24 protein-coding genes are annotated in these 22,050 nt (G+C 69.9%); 7 read left to right on the top strand and 17 right to left on the bottom strand.

What is annotated here, in order from left to right:
- Positions 1–75: 75 nt before the first annotated feature.
- The 8 genes from H0E84_RS09225 to H0E84_RS09190 form a co-directional block, all read right to left on the bottom strand.
- Positions 76–399, bottom strand: coding sequence for an NIPSNAP family protein (locus tag H0E84_RS09225; protein WP_180678356.1), 324 nt, complete (start codon positions 397–399; stop codon positions 76–78).
- Between the two features lie 18 nt (positions 400–417).
- Complete coding sequence (locus H0E84_RS09220; RefSeq protein ID WP_180678355.1) at positions 418–900, bottom strand: VOC family protein; 483 nt, start codon at positions 898–900, stop codon at positions 418–420.
- A 35-nt stretch (positions 901–935) separates the two neighbouring features.
- Entirely contained in the window at positions 936–1,793 is an 858-nt protein-coding gene (locus tag H0E84_RS09215) for an AraC family transcriptional regulator (protein WP_219339667.1), read from the bottom strand.
- A gap of 181 nt (positions 1,794–1,974) precedes the next feature.
- The gene (locus tag H0E84_RS09210; protein WP_219339666.1) at positions 1,975–2,391 is read right to left on the bottom strand and encodes a hypothetical protein; all 417 of its coding nucleotides are present in this window, start codon (positions 2,389–2,391) and stop codon (positions 1,975–1,977) included.
- A 165-nt stretch (positions 2,392–2,556) separates the two neighbouring features.
- Complete coding sequence (locus H0E84_RS09205; RefSeq protein WP_180678354.1) at positions 2,557–3,585, bottom strand: AraC family transcriptional regulator; 1,029 nt, start codon at positions 3,583–3,585, stop codon at positions 2,557–2,559.
- Positions 3,586–3,776: 191 nt separating this feature from the next.
- On the bottom strand, positions 3,777–4,460 hold the full coding sequence (locus H0E84_RS09200) for a YceH family protein (protein ID WP_180678353.1): 684 nt from the start codon (positions 4,458–4,460) through the stop codon (positions 3,777–3,779).
- Positions 4,461–4,700: 240 nt separating this feature from the next.
- Positions 4,701–5,753 carry a serine hydrolase domain-containing protein gene (locus H0E84_RS09195; RefSeq protein ID WP_180678352.1) on the bottom strand — a complete coding sequence of 351 codons (1,053 nt, stop codon included), beginning with the start codon at positions 5,751–5,753 and terminating at the stop codon, positions 4,701–4,703.
- Positions 5,754–6,050: 297 nt separating this feature from the next.
- Positions 6,051–6,914, bottom strand: coding sequence for a LysR family transcriptional regulator (locus H0E84_RS09190; protein WP_257644147.1), 864 nt, complete (start codon positions 6,912–6,914; stop codon positions 6,051–6,053).
- 97 nt (positions 6,915–7,011) lie between these two features.
- Between H0E84_RS09190 and H0E84_RS09185 the strand changes: the two genes are divergently transcribed.
- Both H0E84_RS09185 and H0E84_RS09180 read left to right on the top strand, forming a co-directional pair.
- Positions 7,012–7,398 carry a cupin domain-containing protein gene (locus H0E84_RS09185; RefSeq protein WP_180678350.1) on the top strand — a complete coding sequence of 129 codons (387 nt, stop codon included), beginning with the start codon at positions 7,012–7,014 and terminating at the stop codon, positions 7,396–7,398.
- Positions 7,391–7,891, top strand: a complete 501-nt coding sequence (locus tag H0E84_RS09180; protein WP_180678349.1) for a thioesterase family protein — start codon at positions 7,391–7,393, stop codon at positions 7,889–7,891. The genes H0E84_RS09185 and H0E84_RS09180 overlap by 8 nt, the downstream gene beginning before the upstream one ends.
- Positions 7,892–8,064: 173 nt before the next feature.
- On the opposite strand, the gene H0E84_RS09175 is transcribed toward H0E84_RS09180, so the two are convergent.
- From H0E84_RS09175 to H0E84_RS09165, 3 genes are all read right to left on the bottom strand, one after another.
- Complete coding sequence (locus H0E84_RS09175) at positions 8,065–9,894, bottom strand: extracellular catalytic domain type 1 short-chain-length polyhydroxyalkanoate depolymerase (RefSeq protein ID WP_219339665.1); 1,830 nt, start codon at positions 9,892–9,894, stop codon at positions 8,065–8,067.
- A gap of 199 nt (positions 9,895–10,093) precedes the next feature.
- The gene (locus H0E84_RS09170; protein WP_180678347.1) at positions 10,094–10,678 is read right to left on the bottom strand and encodes a hypothetical protein; all 585 of its coding nucleotides are present in this window, start codon (positions 10,676–10,678) and stop codon (positions 10,094–10,096) included.
- A 113-nt stretch (positions 10,679–10,791) separates the two neighbouring features.
- Positions 10,792–11,337: a YdeI/OmpD-associated family protein gene (locus H0E84_RS09165; RefSeq protein WP_180678346.1), complete on the bottom strand. Its 546-nt coding sequence runs from the start codon at positions 11,335–11,337 to the stop codon at positions 10,792–10,794.
- A 381-nt stretch (positions 11,338–11,718) separates the two neighbouring features.
- Here H0E84_RS09165 and H0E84_RS09160 point away from each other — a divergent pair, with 381 nt between their 5' ends.
- Positions 11,719–12,147, top strand: coding sequence for a DUF2231 domain-containing protein (locus H0E84_RS09160; RefSeq protein WP_180678345.1), 429 nt, complete (start codon positions 11,719–11,721; stop codon positions 12,145–12,147).
- On the top strand, positions 12,144–13,460 hold the full coding sequence (locus tag H0E84_RS09155; RefSeq protein WP_180678344.1) for a PQQ-dependent sugar dehydrogenase: 1,317 nt from the start codon (positions 12,144–12,146) through the stop codon (positions 13,458–13,460). Before H0E84_RS09160 ends, H0E84_RS09155 begins: the two co-directional genes overlap by 4 nt.
- Before the next feature lie 60 nt (positions 13,461–13,520).
- On the opposite strand, the gene H0E84_RS09150 is transcribed toward H0E84_RS09155, so the two are convergent.
- The 5 genes from H0E84_RS09150 to H0E84_RS09130 form a co-directional block, all read right to left on the bottom strand.
- Positions 13,521–13,844, bottom strand: coding sequence for a hypothetical protein (locus tag H0E84_RS09150; protein WP_180678343.1), 324 nt, complete (start codon positions 13,842–13,844; stop codon positions 13,521–13,523).
- 125 nt (positions 13,845–13,969) lie between these two features.
- The gene (locus H0E84_RS09145; RefSeq protein ID WP_180678342.1) at positions 13,970–14,446 is read right to left on the bottom strand and encodes a GlcG/HbpS family heme-binding protein; all 477 of its coding nucleotides are present in this window, start codon (positions 14,444–14,446) and stop codon (positions 13,970–13,972) included.
- A gap of 134 nt (positions 14,447–14,580) precedes the next feature.
- Positions 14,581–15,375 (bottom strand): hypothetical protein, encoded by a 795-nt coding sequence (locus H0E84_RS09140; RefSeq protein WP_180678341.1) that lies wholly within the window; start codon positions 15,373–15,375, stop codon positions 14,581–14,583.
- 126 nt (positions 15,376–15,501) lie between these two features.
- A complete protein-coding gene (locus tag H0E84_RS09135) occupies positions 15,502–15,960 on the bottom strand; it encodes a Rid family hydrolase (protein ID WP_180678340.1) in 459 nt (152 codons plus the stop codon).
- A gap of 41 nt (positions 15,961–16,001) precedes the next feature.
- Positions 16,002–17,495 (bottom strand): PQQ-dependent sugar dehydrogenase, encoded by a 1,494-nt coding sequence (locus H0E84_RS09130; protein WP_180678339.1) that lies wholly within the window; start codon positions 17,493–17,495, stop codon positions 16,002–16,004.
- Between the two features lie 159 nt (positions 17,496–17,654).
- Here H0E84_RS09130 and H0E84_RS09125 point away from each other — a divergent pair, with 159 nt between their 5' ends.
- The 3 genes from H0E84_RS09125 to H0E84_RS09115 all read left to right on the top strand — a co-directional run bounded on the left by H0E84_RS09125 (position 17,655) and on the right by H0E84_RS09115 (position 20,586).
- The gene (locus tag H0E84_RS09125) at positions 17,655–19,892 is read left to right on the top strand and encodes an LpqB family beta-propeller domain-containing protein (RefSeq protein WP_180678338.1); all 2,238 of its coding nucleotides are present in this window, start codon (positions 17,655–17,657) and stop codon (positions 19,890–19,892) included.
- Between the two features lie 225 nt (positions 19,893–20,117).
- Positions 20,118–20,282, top strand: a complete 165-nt coding sequence (locus H0E84_RS09120) for a hypothetical protein (protein ID WP_180678337.1) — start codon at positions 20,118–20,120, stop codon at positions 20,280–20,282.
- Entirely contained in the window at positions 20,275–20,586 is a 312-nt protein-coding gene (locus H0E84_RS09115) for a DUF6958 family protein (RefSeq protein ID WP_180678336.1), read from the top strand. Before H0E84_RS09120 ends, H0E84_RS09115 begins: the two co-directional genes overlap by 8 nt.
- A gap of 114 nt (positions 20,587–20,700) precedes the next feature.
- Here H0E84_RS09115 and H0E84_RS09110 read toward each other — a convergent pair whose 3' ends face one another.
- Positions 20,701–21,915, bottom strand: coding sequence for an IS4 family transposase (locus tag H0E84_RS09110; RefSeq protein ID WP_180678155.1), 1,215 nt, complete (start codon positions 21,913–21,915; stop codon positions 20,701–20,703).
- Between the last annotated feature and the right edge of the window lie 135 nt (positions 21,916–22,050).

The raw sequence follows: 22,050 nt of genomic DNA, 5'->3' as shown, positions 1-22,050 counted from the left end.
TTCGCGGCACCGCCGGCGGCGTCGGCGTGCACGGCACGCTCTCGCGAGAACAATCCGCCCCCGGGCGCGGATTGCTCAGGAGGCGTCGTCCGCGCCCGGCAGCAGCGGCCGCATGAAGGTGCGCTCGTAGCGCAGCACGCAGCCCGACTCGTCGCGGATCCTGTCGGCGGCGACGAACTCCGGGTCCTTGCCGAACAGCGCCCGATAGCGCTCGTAGGCGGCCAGGCTGTCGAAGCTGAACAAGGCCAGCGCCTTGTCGCTGGCGCCCTCGCCCGGCAGGAAATAGCCGTGGTGGCGCCCGCCGTGCTTGTCGACCAGCCGCATCCATTCCAGCGCGAAGCGTTCGAATGACTCGACCTTGCCGGGATCGATGGTGTAGTGGACGACACAGGTGATCATGGCCCTGCCGACAGCGCCCTACCCGTCACTGGAGTGCCCCGTCCTGGAACAGGGATCGCCTTCGGTGCGCATCAACGCATCGTAGCGCCGCTGCATTTCCGCGACCGACACGTCCTCGATGCTGTGTCCGATCAGCCAGCGGTGCCCGAAGGGGTCGTAGACGCTACCACCGCGCTCGCCGTAGAAGGCGTCGCTGGCCGGCCGCTCCAGCGTCGCGCCGGACGCCAGCGCCTGGGCGATCACGGCATCGGCATCGTCGACATGCAGGTGCAGGGTGACCGAACTGCCGACCCCGGAGACCGGCGCCCGGATGCCGTATTCCGGGTACTCGTCGCAGAGCATCACCGTCCACCCGCCGAAGTCCATCTCGGCATGGCCGATGCGTCCGCCCGGCTCGGTCAGGCGGAACTTCTCGGTGGCGCCGAAGGCGCTGGCGTAGAAGCGGATCGCGGCATCGGTGTCGGCGACGCACAGATAGGCGAACACTTCGTGGATGGCCATGCGGGAGCTCCTGTGGGTGGTGACCTGGCGCCACACTAGCCGGCCGCGGCGCCCCGGTCTTGAACGAAATCGACCCGATCGGCCGCGACCGGAAGATGATGCCGCGCCACCGGTGCCGCCCGGCGGTACTCCTGCGGGCGCACGCCGGTGAAGGCGCGGAACTCACGCACGAAATGCGCCTGGTCGCTGTAGCCCGCGAGATGGGCCAGTCGAACCCAGGGCATGTCCGCTGCGCGCCGGTGCGCCGCGAGCGCGAGCTGGAACCTGCGCACCCGCCGATACCGCTGCGGGGTCAGGCCGACGGCATCGACGAACAGCGCCCCCAGATGGCGGTGGCTATAGCCGCTGTCGGCGACCACCTCGGCGACGCTGTGGCCCCCGGCGAAGCCGGCCAGCGCCTCGGCCACCGCCGGGTGCAGCCCGCGCGCCCTGGGCAGGCGCGCCGCCAGAAAGGCTTCCAGCAGGTCGAGGCGGCCTTCCGCAGTCGGCTCGGCCAGCAGGCGCTCGCGCAGGCGGCCGGCGCAGGCGCCGGACAGCGCCTCGAGCGGCACATGGCACCCGGCCAGTTCGCCCGCCGCCGCCCCGAACAGCGCCCGCGCAGCGCCGGGCAGGAACTGTGCGCCGACAGAGGGCGACGGGGGCCCGGCCTCCTTGGCGTAGTACGTATCGCGGGCGCCGCCGAGCACCGCGTGGCCCGGCGTCGCGATCGCGCGGCCGGCGCCATCGACCAGCCGCAGCGGCGCCTCGCCCAGCCGGATGGCCAGGTGCATCCTGCCGGTCGGAAGGACGTGTTCGTACGGCATCGGCACCGGCGCATCGCGCACGGGCGTCGCCGCCTGCGCCCACAACAGGGCGACGAACGGACGCAACGCGGGCAAGGGGCGGCGCAGCACGGCAGGCCTCGGGATGAGCAACCAGCGACCACTATAGGACCATGAAACGGCCCAGGCCGCTGGGGCCGTGGAACGGGGCAAGGCCCGGCCCCAGGCCGCCCCACCCAACGGGAGTCGCGCTTCCGCCCGGTCGTGCCCCGATCCGGGCGGATCGCCCCATCGCCGGCCGCCCCCAACAGGCTTACCGACGCGTGCGCAGCGTGAGACCGGCATCCGGATCCGTCTCGGCCGCCTGCTCCTCCGTCCATTCCTGCTCCTCCGCCCACTCCTTCACCGCCCGCCCGAAGCGGGCGATCAACAACATGTTGAAGAAGTGCATCAGGCCCAGGACCAGCAGCGAGATGCCGACCCGCGACCCGACCTCGGGGATCAGGGCCACGGTGTCGACCTGCCAGTCGTTCAACCGGTAGCTGATGAAGCCCAGGTTGACCAGGTAGAACCCGATCACCAGCAGGCGGTTGGTCGAGGTGGCCAGCTCGCGGTCCTGGCCGAAGCAGCGGACCAGGAAGACCTCCCCATTGCTCGACAGCGCGCGCGCCACCCAGATGGTCATTCCGATGGAGATCGCGAGATACAGGCCATAGGCGATGTGTGTCATGACAAAGTCTCCTAGCTCGAGCATGTGGCACCTCAGGATTGAAGGTGGCGCCAGCTTGGGCCGGGGCGGATGGCGCGCGCTTCCGGAAAGATCAATCCGGAGCGGATCGACCGGTCGGCGGGCCGGATCGAACCAGGATCAATGACTTGCACGGTTCCAGGATGATCATCCGGAACCGTTCGCGGCCGCCAGACGGCGCCGGCGGTACTCGCCGGGCACCTCGCCGACCTGCTCCTTGAACGCAACGTAGAAGCTGGACTGGGAGTTGAAGCCGGCCGCCATGCCCACCGACAGCACCGAGGCGCGCGGCTCGTCGAGCAGCATCCGCTTCGCGGTCTCCACCCGGTACTGCCGGACCAGGCGCGAGAAACCGAGGCCGAACTCGGTGTTGACCAGCTCCGACAGCTGGTGGGCGCTGAGCCCCAGCATCTCGGCCACGTTGGCGAGGCTCAGCGACTCCGACAGGTGCACCCGTTCCTGCTCGAACAACTGTCGCAAGCGCGCCGTCATCGCCTCGCGATCGACCCGCTCCAGGGTCGACTGGGCATAGGCCACGGCCACCGCCTCGCGCGTCTTCGGCACCAGGTCCGGCACGCTGAGCAGCAGCCAGCCGACCACCAGGAATCCCAGCGCGATCAGCGCCGCATAGGTCCAGGCATAGCCGTACCAGCCCAGTCCAGCGGGCGCCAGCAGCCCGCTGAGCGCCACCGCCACCGCCATCAGCGCGAACAGGCCCAGGACCCGCAGCTCCAGCACGAACCGGCTCCGCAGCGCGCGCAGACGATAGACCAGGATGCACAGATGCGATGCCGCGGCGGCGCCGAGCGCCAGGGCCAACGGCACCGCCCACGCCAACGGAACCGCGAGGGAGAGCGCCAGCACGGCGGCCGGCAGCGCCCATTCGACCCGGCGCCAGTCCCCTTCCGGACGCAGTGCGCCGAGCAGCAGCCAGTAGAAGCCCACCGACTGCAGGAACACCACCACCACGTAGCGGCGCGGCGGCGCGTCCACTGCGGCCGTCGCGAACTCCAGATGCCCGAGCTGGGTGATCGCCAATCCCGCCAGCATGACCAGGCCGGCCAGCCGGGACTGCCAGGGCAATGCCAGCCGTCGATGCCCGCCGGCGAGCACCGCCATGAGCAGCGCCGCCATGCCCAGCGAGAATCCCACCATCAGGTGCAGCGCCAGATCCATGCCCGTTCCCTCCCCCGCCTCCCGCGCAAGCCGCTACCGCGGCCTCCGCCCGACCAGCGCACCGTGCCGCCGCCCCCCGGCCCGGGACCGCCAAGGACGCATCGGCGCGTACGGCGCGTCGCGATTCGGCGCCACCCCGCTGCACCGCCGCCGACGACCGGCCGGGTCGCCCGCCGATCGCGGGGGCCCCGTCACGCTTCGGTCGAATCCGGCCGCGCCGCATCCAGCAGCCGCGCCACCTGCCCGCGCAGCTCCGCGACCTCGGTTTCCAGCGCCTGCAGGCGCGCCTCCAGCGCCGACGCCGGTGCGCCGGCGACGGCGTGGGCCGGCACACGCGCGGCGATGGCGCCGACATCCACATCTCCCGACAGCAGGTGCGCGTAGCGGTCCTCGCGCTGGCCCGGGCCGCGCGGCACCAGCACCGCCAGCGCCGGCTGCCGCTGACACAGGCGATCGAGATGATGACGCACGTCCTCGGCGTCGGAGAACCGGCACAGGCGCTCGCTGCGCGCGAGCAGTTCGTGCACGGTCTGGGGGCCGCGCAGCAGCAGCAGGCCGAGCAGCGTCGCCTGCTGCTGCGGCAGGCTGAAGTGGGCGCCGGTGCGATGCTCGTAGCGCTCGGCGCGGCTGGAGAACACCTGCTTCGCCAGGCCCAGCTGCTCCAGCCGGCGCAGCGCGTGGTTCACCGCGCCCTGATCGAGCGCCATGACCGGATCGCGCGCGGTCTTCTGGTTGGCGGCCGACTGCGCGGCGCTGACGGTCAGCGGGTAGAGGTCGGGCGTGGTCGCTTCCTTCTCGATCAGGCAGCCCAGCACGCGCGCCTCGCCGGGCGAAAGGACGGGCAGTTCGGCACGCTCGGTGGGATCGGATTCCATGGGCATCGCATTCTCGACCGGGACGGGTATTGGACACGCCGCGGGCGCAGCGCGCAAACGTCCCGGTCGAACCGGCGACGCTCTGCGGTCAGCGAGCGTCCAGATGTGCGCCCGCGGGCGACAGCGGACCATCGCGACAACGGCTGGCGGCACCGACAGGGCGCCGCCGTCCGCCGCGCCACTGCGGCCGCGCATGTGCACCGCGCACTACCGGCTCCGGTAGCGCGGCAGCGACGGGTCTCACCTGCGCGTCGCCATTGCGCGCAGCGCTTCCATATCGGCGAGGCTGCCCTGGCTCGACTTGTCCAACAGCACCAGCCAACCCAGCTGTCCCAGCCGTCGGCCGGTGTCGTTGCGCGCCACGATCACCAGATCGTTGCGCGGGTCCACCAGCATGAACTGCCCGCCCCAACCGGTGGCCCAGTATGTGCCCGTGTCGGCATCGAGGCTCCAGAGGTACCCATAGCCGTCCAATGGATCGCGGTCGACGAGCCGGGAGTACGGCCTGGTCGAATCGGCGACCCACTCGGCCGACACCAGCGACCCTCCCGCCGGGTCTCGACCCTGCCGCAACATCATCTGCCCGACACGGGCGAGATCCCGCGCCGACATGAAGATGGTGTACTGGTCGTGCTCCGAATCGCGCGCGGTCTGGTAGTAGAAGTGACCGGCCTCGTAGTCCTGAAACCCGAGCCGCCCGGCAAGCCGACGCATGTGCTGCTCCGGCGCCGCGCCGGTGCTGGCGGCGAGCACGGTACCCAGCGCGTTGAAGTCCCAGTTGTTGTAGTAGTAGTGCGCGCCGGGCCGGTACTGTCCGCGCCGCGGCCGCCCCGCCTTCATGTCCTCGGTCTCGCCGGCCGCCTCGATGTAGATGCCCGACCTCGCCTTGAGCAGGTCCGCAACCGTGGCCGTTTTCTCGAGGTCGGTCAGCGGCATCGCCTCATCGTCTATGCCGAGCTTCGCCAGGCTGTCCGTGACCTCGAGCTTCCCCTCCAGGACCGCCATCCCGATCAGCACGCTCATGACGCTCTTGCGGACCGAGTGGGTGTTGATCGGCAGATGCGCAGCGCCGTGGACGAAGAGCACCTCTTTCGAAGACGCAATCACCACGGCGTCGATGCTTTCGCGGGCCTCGGCGAAATCCCTCAGCGCCCGGGTGAGGTCTTCTTCGAATACGGAATGCGGCTGCGCCGGCGGCGCCTTGGTGCCGGGCACCAGCGGATAGAACATCGCCAGTCCGCACAAGACGACCACGGCAGCGATCGCCACGAGAGCGGTCTTGAGTTTCTTCATGTCAACGTCTCCGTTCGAAGCACGCCGCGCCAACGCGGCCGAGCCGGATCAGCCTGCAAGCCACCTCGGCGGCGCGCCAGTCGGGATGCGACGAAACCGGGCGACCACCGACGAAACGCCGGAAAGGAGCGACGGACCGTGGTCAGGGTCGAACAGCGTATTCCGAGCATCAGCCCAGGAAAGGCGAGCCCATCGGAGCCCGCCCCGAACCCCGGGTGTTTCCCGAATGGCGGTTCGAGCTGGCCCGCTCGCCACCGACACGATTTCCCCGATGGCAGCAGCGGCGCTGATGCAGCGCTATAGTCGAAGATGCTCGATCAGCGCCCGCGCCGCGCGCGACAGCGGATAGTCGCGGCGGTAACAGACGGCGACGGACAGAACCTCATCCCCTTCCAAGGGCATGGTGACCAGGCCGCCAACGCCGCGCACCGCCGGCTCCGGCAACGTCGCCAGGCCGATGTCCCGGCGTACCGCCTCCAGCAGGACCGCGACGTTCTCGGTTTCCATGACGATCCGGGGCACCACACCGATCCTGCGGGCCTGCGCGTCGATGCGGCTGCGCTGATGGTAGCCGACCGGGAATGCGACGATCGGCTGCGACAGCAGTTCGGGCCATGTCATCGCGGCACCGGGTGCCGATCGCGATGCGGCCGCCATGCAGGCAACGTTCGGGAAATGCGCCAACGCGATGACCTCGAGCCCCGGATCGGCGTCGTCGCCTGCGATCACGCCGAGCTCCACCTCGCCGGCGGCGACGCGACGCGCAATCTCGCTCGCGCCAGCCTGCAGCAGGGTCACCCGCACGCCCTGGTGCGCCGCCTGAAAGGCCGCCAGCGGCGCGGCCAGCGCGAACCCGGTCACCATCGCCGGTGCCGCAACCACCAGCGTGCCGCCGATGCCCGCGTCGAGCGCGCGCAACTCCTGCCGGGCGAGTTCGAGTTGCGCCAGCGCGGGCTGCGCCCTGGCCAGGTACGCCCGTCCGGCCGGCGACAGTTCCACCGACCGCTTGCTGCGATGGAACAGGCGCGCGCCCAGATCCTCCTCCAGCCGACGGATCGCGATACTGACCGCCGATTGCGCGATCCTCAGCTCTGCCGCCGCCGCCGAAAAGCCGGCGTGTCGCGCAACGGCCAGGAACACCTGGATCTGCCTAAGATTCATATCGTTTTATATATATAAACCGAGTTATTAATATATTGGACATGAATTACCGGCATTCGTACAGTCGTGCCATCTTCCGCAACGCTGCCGAACCCATATGACGGATCCGACCAGCTATCCCTACGCCACGCATCTGGACGTCAAGTTCCCCGCACTGGAGACGATCGACGTCGCCGGATTGGCCGTCGCTTGCACCGAACGCTGGTACAACCAGACCCTGTGCAGGGTGAACGACGCCGTCGTCCGGCTCGGCGTGATGGTGGGGGAATACCACTGGCACCGGCACGTCGATGACGACGAATTCTTCTTCGTCCTGGATGGCGTATTCCTGGTCGACCTGGAGGACCGCACGGTGGACCTGCGGCGCTGGGAAGGTTTCGTCGTACCCAAGGGCGTGCTGCACCGCACCCGCGCGCCCGGGCGCGCGGTGGTCCTGATGGTCGAGACCGCCGCCATCGTGCCCACGGGAGACGGCGATGCGTGACCCGGTTGCGGCGCCAGCGGACGCGGCGCGATTGACGGAAGGGAAGACGTACGAACTGGACTATCGCGTCGTAGCCGCCGACTCGCCGCGCAACCTCCGGCTTGAGGACGACGACCAGTTCCCGGACGTCCTGGGGACCGCGCGGATGATCGGCCTGATGGAACTGGCGGCGGCGCGACTGATGCGACCCCTGCTTGGCGAGGACGAAGTGTCGGTGGGCGTCGGCGTCGACGTGAAGCACCTGGCAGCGACGCCGCTGTTCGCCAAGGTTCGCATCCGTGCGACCTGCCTGGGACGCGATGGCAGGCTGTACCGGTTCAAGGTCGAACTGCTCGATGCGGGCGGGGTAGCCGGCGAGGGAGTCCACGCGCGCGCCATCGTCTCGGCCGGGCGCCTGCACGAGGGCGCCCGCCGGCGCGTCCGTACCTGCGGCGCGGTCGCAGCGGATCGGCGCGAGGACGGCACCGGGCAGGCGAGTCGAGAACCGCGGTAGCTCAGGGGCGGTCGAAAGAGGCGGACGCGGGCGTTGCTGGTGAATGGCTCCCGTCACCTCGCTTCAGGAAGCCATCTCGAGTCCGAACCTGATCCCGGTATGCGTCGGGGGGCGACGGCGCGGGCCGGCCGCATGCCGTTTCGCCGCCCGAGCCAGCCGCACGGTTCCGGATCTCAGGGCAGGTACTCCACCGTCAGCTTCGCGCTGGCGCCATTGCCTATCCACACGTAGCCGGTCGCGGCGGGATTGCCGCTGAACCGCAGCCGCAACTGGGTGTGGCCATGGCGGTTGATCGCCGCCAGGCCGGCGCCGTCGAACAGGTTGCTGGTCTGGCTGCCGCCGCTGAAGGGCTGCAGCCGGGCGACGTCGAGCGCAGCCATCGCAGCGGCGTAGTCGCCGCCTTCGGTGGCGCAGGTCCCCACGCAGCCGGGGTGCGCGTCGACGACCAGCGCGTTGCCCGGCGGGTTCGCCCATGGGTCGCCATGGCCGCCGTTGTAGCGCACCGTCAGCGTCGCCGAGACCACGATGGCGGCGTCGGGCAGCGCGGACGTATCGAACGAGAGCAGGCTGCGGTTGTACTTGCCGTCCGTGCCGCGGCCGATCGCAAGGCCGAAGTAGGCTTCCAGCGTGCCGACGGCGGGCGAGCCGCCGCCGGCATCGGCCTTCACATAGCCGTCGTTGGCCGCCTCGCTGGAGAACTCGGCCGTCTGCGGCACGCCGCCGTTTCCACCGTTGACGACGTTCACGTGCGCCGGGGCCGAAGTGCCGACATTGTCGACCAGATCGATCGCGCGCGCCTGCAGCGTGTGCGCGCCGTCGGTGGCGGCGGTGCTGTCCCAGGAGAGCCCGTACGGCGCACTGTCGTCGCTGCCCAAAAGGACGCCGTCCAGGAGAAACTCCACCCGCGCAATGCCGATGTCGTCGCTGGCGTCGGCCGCCAGCGCCACCGTGCCGCCGACCTCGGCGCCGTCCGCCGGTGCGGTGAGAACGACGTCCGGCGCGCTGCCATCGAGATCGTCCAGGCCCCAGAAATGCCCGATGTAGTAGCTGGCGCAGATGCCGGCGTCGAGGATGTAGGCACCCGCGGTGCCGCACTGGCTTTCCCCCGAGCCCGGATCCACCGGGGCGCCGTGGCCCATGCCGGTGATGGTGTAGGTCTCCACCCGCGGAGTGCCGGAAGCATCCTCGTAGACCCGGTGCGGATAGCCGGCGACGCTGTCGCTGGCGTCCGCGATCTGGTCGATGCCGTGGACGTCGGTCCATTGCTCCATGCTCTCGGCCAGGTTGGCCGGACGCACCACGTAGTCGGCATCGCCGTGCCAGATCGAGACGATGGGCCATGGACCGGCGTAGCCGCCGTGGGCCGATCGCACCCTGTCGCCCCATTGCGCAGGGGTGAGATCGGTACCGGGATTCATGCAGCCGAATGCCGCACTCTGGCTGGTCGCGCAGCGATAGGGCACGCCGGAGAGGATGGCGCCGCCGGCGAACACGTCCGGATAGGCGGCGAGCATGACCGCGGTCATCGCCCCGCCCGCGGACAGGCCGGTGGCGTAGACGCGCGACGGATCACCGCCGTGATCGGCCAGCATGCGGTCGACCATCTGCTTGATCGACAGCGCTTCGCCCTGCCCGCGTGCCGTGTCGCCCAGTTCGAACCAGTTGAAGCAGGCGCTGGCGTTGTTGCTGCCCTGCTGCTGCGGCAGCAGCAAGGCGAATTGCCAGCGGTCGGCCAGCATCTGCCACCCGGTTTCGGCATCGTAGCTGGATGCGCTTTGCGCGCATCCGTGCAAGGCCACGACCAGCGGCGCGCCGGCAGGCAGTCCGGCCGGCACGTGCTTGAACATGCGCAGATTGCCGGGATTGCTGCCGAAGCCGGTGACTTCGGCCTGGGCGAACGCAAAGGGCGCTGCGACGGCGGCGCATGCGAACAGCAGGCAGGCGAGCGCGTGGCGCAGCAGCGCCGGGGCGGCACGCGCACGCAAGGGAATCGGCTCGATCACGTGACAGCTCCTCGGACTCGGATGACGGCCGGCGGATGCGCCGGCGAGGGAGGTGCGGGAACCGGGCCAGTAGGCCAGCGCCGACCGGCGCCGGCCACTGTCCATTGGGGCAAGCTGCGCCGCAGCAAAGAAAAATCGGGGCGGAGTCGACTCGAATGCGACGGCCACGCGCCCCGAGCCGGGGACGCCACCGCTGGTTTCAGTCCGGCCAGATCGCCGTCATCGTCGCCCTGTCGACCCTGAGCACCGTCTGCAAGGCCTGCAGCCTGCGGATGATCTCGTCCTGCCGCTGCCCGCTGCCGCCCCTGGCTTCCTCGAGCATCTGTTCGACGACCGGCCTGATGCTGTCCCTGGTCAGCCGGAGATACTCGTCGTAGCCCAGGCCCAGGGCGCGCTGCAGGTCGGCCTGGTGCATGAGCTCCAGATCGTCGACACGCTCGTCCGCCAGCAGCTTTGCCGTCTCCAGGCGGAGCAGATCCGCGATCGCCTGTCTCTGTAGCGCCAGAAGATCCCCTTCGTCCAGGCGGTAGATCCGCTTCAACGCCAGGATGTTCCCCATCTCGCGCTCGGAAACCCGGTGATCGTCGAGCGCGAGCGCCACGTAGTGGACGACGAAGCCCGCCGCGTGCCAGCGAACGCCGCGGTCCGATGCGGCCGGCTCGCGGAGCAGGGAGAAGCCTTGCGCTTCGAGCCTGTCCAGGCACTCCGAGAACGGCTGCGGGAGCGCATGCTGCGCACGGTAGTCCCGGATCGCCTTCAACAGGCAGTTCGGCACGTCCATCATCCCATGCTCCCAAGGCTCCCGCTCCCGGCCGGAGTCTACGCCGATGCGGCGCGGACCGACGCACAGGCACTGGTTTCGCGGGTTGCTGCCACAAGCCGGATACCGGACGCTCCCTACCCCGCCGGTTCGGGAGCGCCGAGACCCTTGCCGTAGATCCCGGATCGGTCGAAGCAGCAGACGCGGCGCTTCCCGGACGCGAGCATCGAGCAGGCGTTGGCGATGCGGCGCTCGCGCGTCTCCGCCTTCTTTGCGGAGGTGATCCACCGGATCCAGTCTCTCCGCGCCACGGGCGTCAGGCTGGACCACTGCGCCCGCGCCTCCGGAGCGGCCGCCAGCGCCTTGCGAAGCTCGCCCGGCACGCGGGGCTCCGGCTCCTCCGCCGCCGGCATGATCTCGAGGGCGACGATGTCGCCCACGTTCGCGCCGACGGCTTCACGCATCGCCCTGGGCACCTTGAGCCAATGGCTTCCCTTGCCGTCCGGCTCGAGGGTGGCCCGGAAGGGATGGCCATCGAGGGCGCCGTCGACGGTCGTCATGCTCCGCGTCGGCAGCTTCGCGCTGGCGCTCGCGGGCACCACGAGAAAGGCCCAGGAGGCGCCTTTCGGGCTCGCCGGCCGCAGCAGCTCCGCCTTGAATCCGATCTTCGCGAACTTGCCCATGGCGAAACGGTAGCACCGGCATGCATCTGCGTCATCGAGGCGGTGGATGATCGGGATCGACGTGCCCCGGGAGCCGATCTGCCGCCGCCTGCACCCGGGTCGTCGCTTCCGGCACGGACCGAGGCCGTCGCTGTCGCCGTCGCCTTGCCCAGGCTCACTCGCCCGCGCGCCGTCCCCGATAGGCATCGACGACCGATCGCCATTGCCATTGCCATTGCCATTGCTATCGCCGTGGCCGTGGCCGTGGCCGTGGCCGTGGCCGCCGGCATCGTCGCACGACGACCACGACGGTCCCGCTAGTCTCGACCTCCCGGCCCCCACGCTGGCGGTGGTTTCGCGTCCGTGGGGCCGCACCCGACCATCCTCAGGGAGGACGCCGCCATGGCCGTCATCGCCGACCCGAGACCTCGGCGCGCGCTTCATCCGCTCCACGCGTTCCTGCTCGCGGGCACCGTACCGCTGTTCCTGGGCGCCGTGCTGAACGACATCGCGTACGCCTCGAGCTACCAGATCCAATGGGCGAACTTCGCTTCCTGGCTGATCGCAGGCGGCCTGGTGCTCGGCGCCTGCGTCCTGGCATGGGCCGTCGTCGACCTGATCCGCGCCGATCGGCGGGATCGGCGCCAGCTCGCCTACGCGCTGCTGCTCCTGGCGACCTGGGCGCTCGGCTTCATCAACGCCCTGGTCCATGCCAGGGACGCCTGGGCCAGCATGCCCGCGGGCCTGGTGCTCTCGGCGATCGTCGCCGCGCTTGCAGGCGCGGCCGCCTGGATCGGCTTCTTCGGCATCCGCGCGGGAGGTGGCGCATGAAACGCTCGAACGTGCTTGCGGCCATCGGCCTGTCCGCCCTGCTGGGCGCCTGCAGCGGCGGCGATCCGGACCCCGCGCAGTACGGCCCCGATCCGACGCTCCCCGACCAGCAGCACGGACTGCTGCCCAGCATGAACGTGGCCGAGCCCGCGGAATGGGGCGACCGACTGCCGACCGTGCCGCAGGGCTACGCGATCGCCGCCATCGCTACCGGCCTGAAGATCCCGCGCCAGACCCTGGTGCTTCCCAATGGCGACATCCTTGTGGCCGAGGGCCGCGGCGGCAATGCGCCGAGCCTGAAGCCGAAGGACGTCATCGCCGGCTACATCAAGTCCAAGGGCACCACCCAGGTCGAGAGCGGCGACCGCCTGACCCTGCTGCGCGACGGCGACGGCGACGGCACCTACGAGCACCAGAACGTGTTCGCCGAGGACCTCGATGCGCCCTATGGGCTGGCACTGGTCGACGGCGATCTCTACGTCGCCAACCAGGACGCGCTGGTGCGCTTCGACTACCGGGACGGCCAGACCCGCGCCAGCGGGCCGCCGGACAAGGTCGCGGACCTGCCCTCGGAGATCAACCACCACTGGACCAAGGCGCTCGCCGCCAGCGCCGACGGACGCTTCCTCTACGTCGGCATCGGCTCCAACAGCAACATCACAGAGCGCGGCATGACCGCCGAGGCGAACCGCGCGATGGTGTGGGAGGTGGATGCCGAAACCGGCGCGCACAAGCCCTACGCGACCGGCCTGCGCAATCCGACCGCGCTCGCGATCCAGCCGGGCAGCGGCACGCTGTGGGCGGTGGTGAACGAGCGCGACGAGCTCGGACCCAACCTGGTACCCGACTACCTCACCTCGGTTCGCGAGGGCGGCTTCTACGGCTGGCCCTACAGCTACTGGGGCCAGCACGTGGACCCGCGCGTGCGGCCGCAGGATCCGCAGAAGGTCGCCTCGGCGATCGTGCCGGACTACAGTCTGGGCTCGCACGTCGCCGCGCTCGGCCTGGACTTCTCCGTTCCCGCAATGGGCGCGCGATTCGCCCACGGCGTGTTCGTCGGCGAGCACGGCAGCTGGAACCGCGACGAGCCGGTCGGCTACAAGGTGATCTTCGTACCGTTCCGCAACGGCCGTCCCTCGGGCGAGCCGGTCGACTTCGTCACCGGCTTCCTCGGCGACGACGGCAAGACCCGCGGCCGTCCGGTCGGCGTGACCGTGGATCCGCGCGGCGCGCTGATCGTCGCCGACGACCTGTCGAACACGGTGTGGCGGGTGACGCCGGCGCAAGGGGCGGCGACCCAGCGTTTGCGCTGACCCCCGCCTGCCGCTGCGCCGGCCATCGAGGCTTGCCGTTTTGCGGTCCCACGGCGGGCTTCAGTCGACCGGCACCAGCCGATGGGTCTCGGACTCGCATACCATCATTTCGCCCTCGGCACCGACGGTACCGACGGCACGCACCGGCATGCCCACGGCGAGCGCTTCGACCTCCACCGGCGGCGCCTTGCACAGGTTCCACCGCGCCGGCAGGTGCACGGCCATGCGGCCATGTCCGCGCGTATCGATTTCGACCACCGCGTGGCCGTCATAGGTCCACGGTTGGGTATCCACGGACACGACGGTCCCCTCGACCGCGGCCTGTGCGCCGGCCGCAAGCGGCGCACCGGCAGTGGTGGCACAGCCCGCGACGGCCAGGGCCATGCACAGGGCGGAAACTGCAGAGGCGTTGCGTGGCGATCCGGACACGCGGACTCCCGAAGCGAAGGGGATGCCAGCATGCACCGTCGACGGCGCCAATGGAAATTGAACCTGACCCCGCCTTTGCCTCACTCTTGCGGACGCGCGACCGTCAGGCTCGCCGCCTCGGCCGCCCGGGTCCCGCATTCGGCGTCGAACTCCGACGGCGCACCGGAGACGCCGACGCCGCCGATCGCCGTACCGTCCCGGGCAAACAGCGGCACGCCACCTTCCATGACGGCGATCATCGGCGCGGTCGGCACGTTCCATGCGGCCGTCTCGCGCGTCGACCTCCGATACATCGCCGCGGAGCGTCCCTTCCATTGCGCCACGGCGGCGGCGGCCGGCGAGGCCCCATGGTTGGAGAAGCTCACCAAGTCGCCACCGTCGTCGAAGACCGCGACCGCGACCGCATGGCCGGCCTCCGCGGCGCGGGCCAGGCAATGGTCGCGGATGGCGTCCGCCGTCTCGAAGTCGAGGACGGGCCGCGGGGTCTGCGCCTGCGACCCCATGCTCGCCAACAAGGCGGCGGTCGCGACGAGGCTGGCGGAAACGATCCCTTTCATCCTGCTTTCCTCCGTAGGAATGACATGCACGAACGCCCTCCGGGCCGGTCCGCTACTGCCGGCGCTCCTCCTGCGCCGTCAGCCGCAGGATCTGGCCAAAAAAAATGGGGTCAGGTTCATTTTCCCCGCAGGGACTACTCGCCTGGGACCGCCTGCGGTTTCCGGGGCCGACGCTCCGGCGATTCCACCGTGCCGAGCAGGCGGATGCCCGGGCGGCCACGCAGGCGGTCGCGCAGCCAGTAGGCGTGCTCGGCGCCCACCAGCACCACCACGCGCTTGCCGGGGTTCTCGTCGAGCGCCCGATCGACAACGGCGAGGAAATGGCGGTTCCACCGTTCCCAGCCTTCCGCTTCCGCCGTGCCGAACAACGCATCCTGCAACATATGCTTGGCGCGCATGTGGGCATCGGTGACCGCATCGTTCACCCGAGCGGACGACGTCCAGTAGGCACGCAGTGCCGCGTACATGCCCTCGACATAGGCGTCGAACGCCGCCGACGCCTCTGGCTGACCGGCGACGAAAGCCTCCTGGGCCGCGCGGTAGGGTTCGACCATGACACTGTAGGCCGGTTCGGCGGGCTCCATCGGATAGACGCGGTACCCGCCCTGCTCCAGCATCGGGTAAACCACTTCCGGATACTCGATCTTGACCTGCTCCGGCGCCCGCTCCGCGAGCCTGTCCGGGCGCACCTCGATGCACAGCACGTCGGGCGCCAGCGCCTCGAGGTCGCCGGCAAGCACGTCCAGGCCATAACCCGGCACGTCCCCATGCATCCGGTGCAGGGTGGAAAGGACCGCCACTTCTGTCGCGGGCTCCTGCGCACCGGCCCATGCAGACACCCCCAGCAATCCCGCAACCATCCATCGCAACCACATGGTCGGCCTCCCTTGTTCCCGGCCGATCCTGGTGGCAACCGCGCGGGCGGGCATGTGCCGATGGACACCTTTCGACAAAAAACGAGCTCGGGTACTTGCTGGAGCCCGGCGCCGGCCCGCTTCCCAACGGCGCGGGGACAACGGCGCCGGGCAAGCACGAGTAGACCCTGCGACCACCGGTCATGGACGTGCGCCGAAATGTGCATAACCCCATTTTTGCTCTTCCGCCCTCGGCTCCGAAAGCGCAGCAAGCTCGACGATCACTCCATCCGCCTCGATTTCGACGAGCCAACGCGGGTCGATGAAGCGGGAAACCTCGATGAACGAGCAGGCTGGCCTGATGCGAGGGGAGAAGAACTCCCTATAGGCCTTCGCCGCCTCGCGCCAGGTGTCGATGTCGATGAGCATGACCCGGATCCTGATGACGTCGTCCATTCGGAGGCCTGCGGCAGCCAGCGCCGCAGCGATGATCTGCAGGCATCGCCTGGTCTGCCCGCGGACGTCGCCCGGCGCCGCCACCGACCCATCCGGGGCGACCGGCGCGGTACCGGCGACGGCGAGCACGTTGCCTATCCGGACCGCGCGGCAGAAACCGATCCGCAACTCGTGGGGGGAGCCTGAGGAAACGTTGACTCGCATGCGATGGTCTCCCGCTGGGTGCGATGCCGGTCCGGCCCCGGCTACTGCCGACGCTCCTCTTGCGCCGTGAGCCGCAGGATCTGGCCCGGATCGTCGGTCACCAGGTAGATCGCGCCGTCCGGGCCGACTACCGGTTCGTAGGGACGGCCCTGCGCGCGGAAGAGGATTTCCTCGTGCTGCACGCGCTCGCCGTCGATCGTGAGCAAGCGCAGGTCGCGCGGCGACAGCCCGGTGACCAGCAGCTTGTCCCGCCACAGCGGGAACTCGTCGCCGCGGTAGAAGGCCAGCCCCGAAACGCCGATCGAGGGCCGCCAGTAGTGGACCGGCTGGATCACGCCGTCGGCGCGGGTATGCGGGGTGAGGAGGGTGCCGTCGTAGTTGATGCCGTGCGAGACCACCGGCCAGCCGTAGTCGCCGCCCCGCACGACGATATTCAGTTCGTCGCCGCCGCGCGGGCCGTGCTCGGTTGCCCACAGGCGTCCGGTGGCGGGCTCGATCGCCATGCCCTGGGAGTTGCGGTGGCCGAGGCTGTAGACCGACGCGAGCGCGTCGCCGCGGCCGTGGAACGGGTTGTCCGCCGGCGGTGTTCCGTCGGGCAGCACGCGGTGGATCTTGCCGGTCGGGCGCGCCGGTTCGCGCGCCAGCTCCTGCACGCCGCGGTCGCCGACCGAGAACAGCAGGCGCCCCTCGCCGTCGAAGACCATGCGCCCACCGTAGTGCCAGAACGGTTCGCCGTACGCCTGGCGCGCCGCTTCGAACACCACCTCCTGGTCTACCCAGGCGTGGCCGCGAAGGCGCCCGCGCACCACCCGGGTCATCGCCAGCGGCTCGCCCTCGGGGCCCACGGCGTCCAGGCGATGGCTGTACGACAGATAGATCCAGCCGTTGCTGCGATAGGCAGGGTCGACCGCGATATCGAGCAGGCCGCCCTGGTTCCACATGTGTTCGTGGACGTAGACCCCGGGGACGCCACGCACCGGGCGCGGGTCGAGCACGCCGTTGCGGATCACCCGCAGCCGCCCCGGCCGCTCGCTCAGCAGGGCCGTATCGGCATCGAGGAAGGCCAGCGCCCAGACCGTTTCCAGCCCGTCGGCGAACACCTCCGCGCGCACCGCGTAGTCGAGCGTATCGACCACGCCCGGGGCCGCGTCGAACTCACGCGGCGCGGCGTCCGCGGCGGCCTGGACCTCCTCCGGCGAGGGCTCGGGGTCGCCCTGGCGCGCGGGCAGGAATTCCGCGAGAGCGGCGATCTCCTGCGCCGACAGCAGCCCGTCGAAAGCCGGCATTCCCTGCGAGGCGACGCCGTTGCGGATCACGCGCGCCAGGTCGTCCCGGCTGCCGCCGTAGCGGTAGGTCCGCGCCGAAAGCGGCGGTCCCAAACCCGTGCCCTGGCGATCGGCCCCGTGGCAGGAGGCGCAGTTGCGCTGGTACAGGACCGCGGCATCGGGTTCGGCCGCTACGGACGCGCCGGCCGCAAGCGCCAGCATCAGCACGGCGACGACGAACGCGCAGGGCCGGGCACGGTCACCACACATGTCATATCCTCCTGGGCTGCGGCCAGCGCCGCCGCGATCCGACGAGGAAAGCCCGGTTGCAGGCTCCAGTTGGATGGAGGAACCCTAGGGTTTTGCTATAGATTCGATGCGGGCGCCGTCGGGCGCCGCCGAGGAGCCCGCTATCGGGCAGTGGGACGGGTGAACGAACAGACGGCCATCGGGAAGATCGAGGCATCGCCGGGAGACCGTGCGGGCCACGCCGGGCCTGCAAACTTCAGCGCAGGCGAAGCGCTGGTCCAGCCCTCGCTCAACCGCATCTCGATCCGGGGCCGCGTCGCCCAGGTCGAGCCCAAGGTGATGCAGGTATTGGTGCTGATGGCGGAGCGTCCGGGGACCGTGATCTCGCGGGAAATCTTCCTCGACACCGTCTGGGCCGGCACCGTCGCCGACGACTACCTGCTCAACCGCGCGATCTCGGAACTGCGCAAGATCCTCGAAGACGACCCGCAGGCGCCGCGCTACATCGAGACGATCCGCAAGGGCGGCTACCGGCTGATCGCGCCCATCGCCCCGGCCCGGGTCGCCGCGGCGCTGGCGCCGCCGGCCCCGGACACCCCGGACATCGCGCCCGAAGCGCCTGGCGACGCGCCCGCGCGCGTCCAGCAGCCGCCCTCCCCTCGCAGCCGGACGGCGCGCCGCGCTGCCCTGCTCGGCCTGGCGGCCGCGGCGGCGCTGGCGCTGGCGGCCGCGGCGGCGATGCTGCTGTCGCGTGCGCCGTCCGGACCCGCCATGGCGCACGAGGTGCGGCCGCTGACCAGTTTCGTCGGCCGTGAACTCGAACCCGCGCTGTCGCCGGACGGCAGTCGCGTCGCCTTCATCTGGGACAGCGGCGGCGCGTTCGACGTCTACGTCAAGACGATCGGCAGCGAGGACGTGCTCAACCTCACCGCCAGCCCGGTCGACGAACGCCATCCGCTCTGGACCGCGGACGGGCGTGCGCTGCTGTTCTCGCGCACCGACGAGACCGGCATCTCGATCCTGCGCGTCTCGGCGCTCGGCGGCGGCGTCACCCGGGTCTTTCGCGATGGGACGATGCGCGAGATCCGCGGCATGAGCCTGTCTCCGGACGGCACGCGGATCGCCTACGCCGCACGCGAGAACGCCGCCGAACCGTATCGCATCCTCCTCGCGACGCGCGGCGGCGACGAACGCCAGGCCCTGTCGGAACCCGCTGCGGGGACCCTCGGCGACACCGACCCGCGCTTCGCCCACGACGGCCGCACGATCGTATTCGTGCGCGGCGTCAACGAGGTCACCAAGGACCTCTACCGCGTTCGCGCGACGGGCGGCGTCCCCACCCGCCTGACCTTCGACAACCGCAAGATCAACGGCGCCGCATGGTCGCCCGATGGCAGCCGGATCCTGTTCACGTCCACCCGCTCGGGCATGTACGGGCTGTGGTCGGTCGATCCGGACAGCGGCGAACTCCGGCCGCTGTCGCTCGGCAACGAGGACGTGCACCAGCCGGCGACGGCGGCGGGCATCGACGCGATCGCGTTCGAACAGTGGATGCACCGTTCCCGGCTGCGCCAGATCGGCCTGGCCGGAGAGGCGGACGTCGGCGCCGGGCAGCAGTTCCAGTCCACCCGCTGGGATTCGAACCCGGCCTGGTCGCCGGACGGCGAGCGCATCGCCTTCACCTCCAACCGCAGCGGGCCGCACGGCATCTGGGTCAGCCGGCGCGACGGCAGCGGGGCCGTGCAGATCGCCGCGTTCGACGGCGTCTTCGTCGACAACCCCGCCTGGTCGCCCGACGGCGCGCGGATCGCCTTCGACGCCAGCCCCGAGGGCAGGACCGCGATCTTCGCCGTCTCGCCCGAGGGCGGCACGCCGCAGCGGATCGTCGACGGCCCCGGCGACAACCGCAACCCGGCCTGGTCGCGCGACGGGGCCTGGCTGTACTTCGAATCCAATCGCAGCGGCCAATGGCGCATCCATGCGCATCCCGTCGTCGGCAGCGGCGAGGCGGTCGCCGTCACGCCCGGACCCGGTGCGCATCCGCGCGAATCGGCCGACGGCCGCCACCTGCTGTACAGCAAGCCCGACGTGGCGGGATTGTGGGCGCTGCCCCGGCAGGACTGGCGACGAGCGCCCGCACGCGCAGCGGAGACGCTGCTCATCGCCGACCTCGACCCCCGCGATGGCGGCAACTGGACGCCCGCGGACGCAGGCGTGTACTTCATCCGCCGCCCGCCCGCGGGCGCACCGGTGCTGTCGCTGTTCGCTCCCGCGGAAGCGACCGTCACCGATCTGGTTGCGCTGTCGCCGGACTTCGAGGGATGGGGCTTCGACCTGTCCCCGGACCAGTCCCGGCTCCTGTTCTCCGAAATGCTCACCAGGGAGAGCGACCTGCGCCTGGCCGTCCCACGCCAGTAGCGGATGAAAAAACGGAGTCAGGTTCACTTTCCTGAAATAACGGAGTCAGGTTCACTTTCCTGCTCGCTCGCGCGCGTTTCCCCGATATCCGGGTCGCGTACCAGTTCGAATACTGGCGACTCCTCCTTCGCAAGGATGCGCCATGGCCCGCCTGCCTCGGTTCGGCCTCGTCGAAAACGGGGGCGCTGGCTCGTCGCGTGAATGAACCCACGCCAGGAAACCCGTATGCCCCCGGTCCGTCGACTCGCCCGTGCCCGCGGCCAGATCCGGCTGGACATCGAGCATTCGCCCATCGCCAGCGTCGAATGCTGTTGCGACAGCCGCGCGGCAGGCATCCGGCTGCAGCAGCTGCCCCCGCAGATCCCCTTCGGAGGAACGATCGATGCCTGACCCGACCGCCAAGATCGAGATCCAGAGCATCACTTCGCCCGGGCACACGCAGCGCGTCGACCGGGCGAAGTACATGGCCATGAGGAAGGCGCTGCTCGACGTGCTGCCCGGGACATCCCCGGGCATGACGGTGGCGCAGGCGAAGGACGCGCTGCTGCAGCTCCTGCCAGGGGACCTGTTCCCCGGCGGCGCAAAGGCCGGGTGGTGGCTGAAGGCCGTGCAGCTCGACCTCGAAGCCAAGGGCCTGGTCGCACGTGCACCCGCACGGCCGGTCAGGCTGTTCAAGATGCCGGGCGCCGGTTGAGGAACGGCCGCGGCGGCGCATTCCGGCAGAACCGCCGTTCTACGAAGGACCTGCAGGGCCCGGGGCCAGCGCTGTTGCGGAAAATGAACCTGACCCTGAGGTTTCCCCGCGTTTTCATGCCCCCAGCACCATCTGGTCGATCACCGCAGGGGGTAGTGATCGTAAGCGATCCAGCCATTGGGAGACGGGCTCCATCGGCCAGCCTCGGACCAAGGCCTCCCGCCCTACGCGCAAGGTCGAGTACAGCTTGCGCTTGGTGCGGATCGGCAATAGCCATTGGGCGATGCCGGTCTTCTCGCATCCCACGCCTGCCAACCAGCTGGCGAAGGCCGCCAACGTGCCGACCAGTAGGAGGATCTGCAGACGGGCGTCACTGCGCGTCAGGCTATCTTCGAAGCCTTGTCCGTACCGGTGCGACTTCAGGTCGCGGAAGGAGCATTCGATCTGCATTCTGCGCGCGTACAGGCTCACCAACTGCCGGGCGCTGGCCTCGGCCAGACTGGGCGAGGCGATGATCAGCCAAGGCTCGCGCTCGCGCGCCGCAGCCTTGCGACTGGACGAGCTGCGTGCCACTTCCGTGCGACGCCGCCGATTGCAGTGCTTGCGGCCTTGCCGCGCCTTGGCGTACACGACCAGACGGCAGGACAGGGGATCGCCGCGATTGGTCTGCATCACCGGCAGCTCCCGCGGCGTTCGAGTGGCCAGCACATGCAGCTGTCGGCAGTCCACCCATTGCTCGATACGATTTTCGACCTCTACTGGCTTGACCTGCGTGCGGCCGCGCAAGCGGCCCACCCAGTCCCAACCTAGCGCCGAGACGGCGCGGAACCAGGGCGTGCGGAAGCCCGCATCGGTGATCAGGACCGGGCGAGCGCCTTCCGGCACCAGTGCACGCAGCCGTTGCAGGAATCGCTTCTCCGCAGCGGGCGAGCCTTGCTTCTTGCCAGGGAACACCATGTCCAGCAGCGTCAGTGTTCGCCCTCCCACCGGCACCGCTGCACGCAACAGGCACCACGACTTGTCGGCCTTCAAATCCGTCCAGTCGATCACGATCACCGGCCGAGGGCTGCGTAGTAGCCAGCGCGCCATATCCGCATGGATCCCTTCGCGTTCGGCGTGCAGGTGCGGGTTGCCCAGCAGCCTGTCGAACGCCTTGAGCGGCGGCCGGACACGCTCGGCACCGGGCCAGGAGCGGGCCACGTCCATCAGCGTCAACCTGCGTCCTTGAAGCACGGCTTCCACGGCGTTTAGCAGAGCATGCTCACGCAGCGCGTGCATCGGCTCCAGTGATTCCGGCAGGCACTTCTGCAATACTCGGCTGGCGCGCATGGTCGTCAGTCCTTCTTTGGCTTAGTCACCTTGAAGACTGCGCCATGCGCGCACTTGTTTCCAGTCAGAGCGCCGCTAAGCGGCTGACCTGACAGAGAAGAACGTGGGGAAACCTCAGAACCTGACCCCATTTTT

This window comes from Luteimonas salinisoli (assembly GCF_013425525.1).
In the GTDB taxonomy this organism is placed as follows: domain Bacteria; phylum Pseudomonadota; class Gammaproteobacteria; order Xanthomonadales; family Xanthomonadaceae; genus Luteimonas; species Luteimonas salinisoli.
The sequence above is the reverse complement of the archived record's forward strand: the minus strand, read 5'-3'. Positions and strand labels throughout refer to the sequence as shown.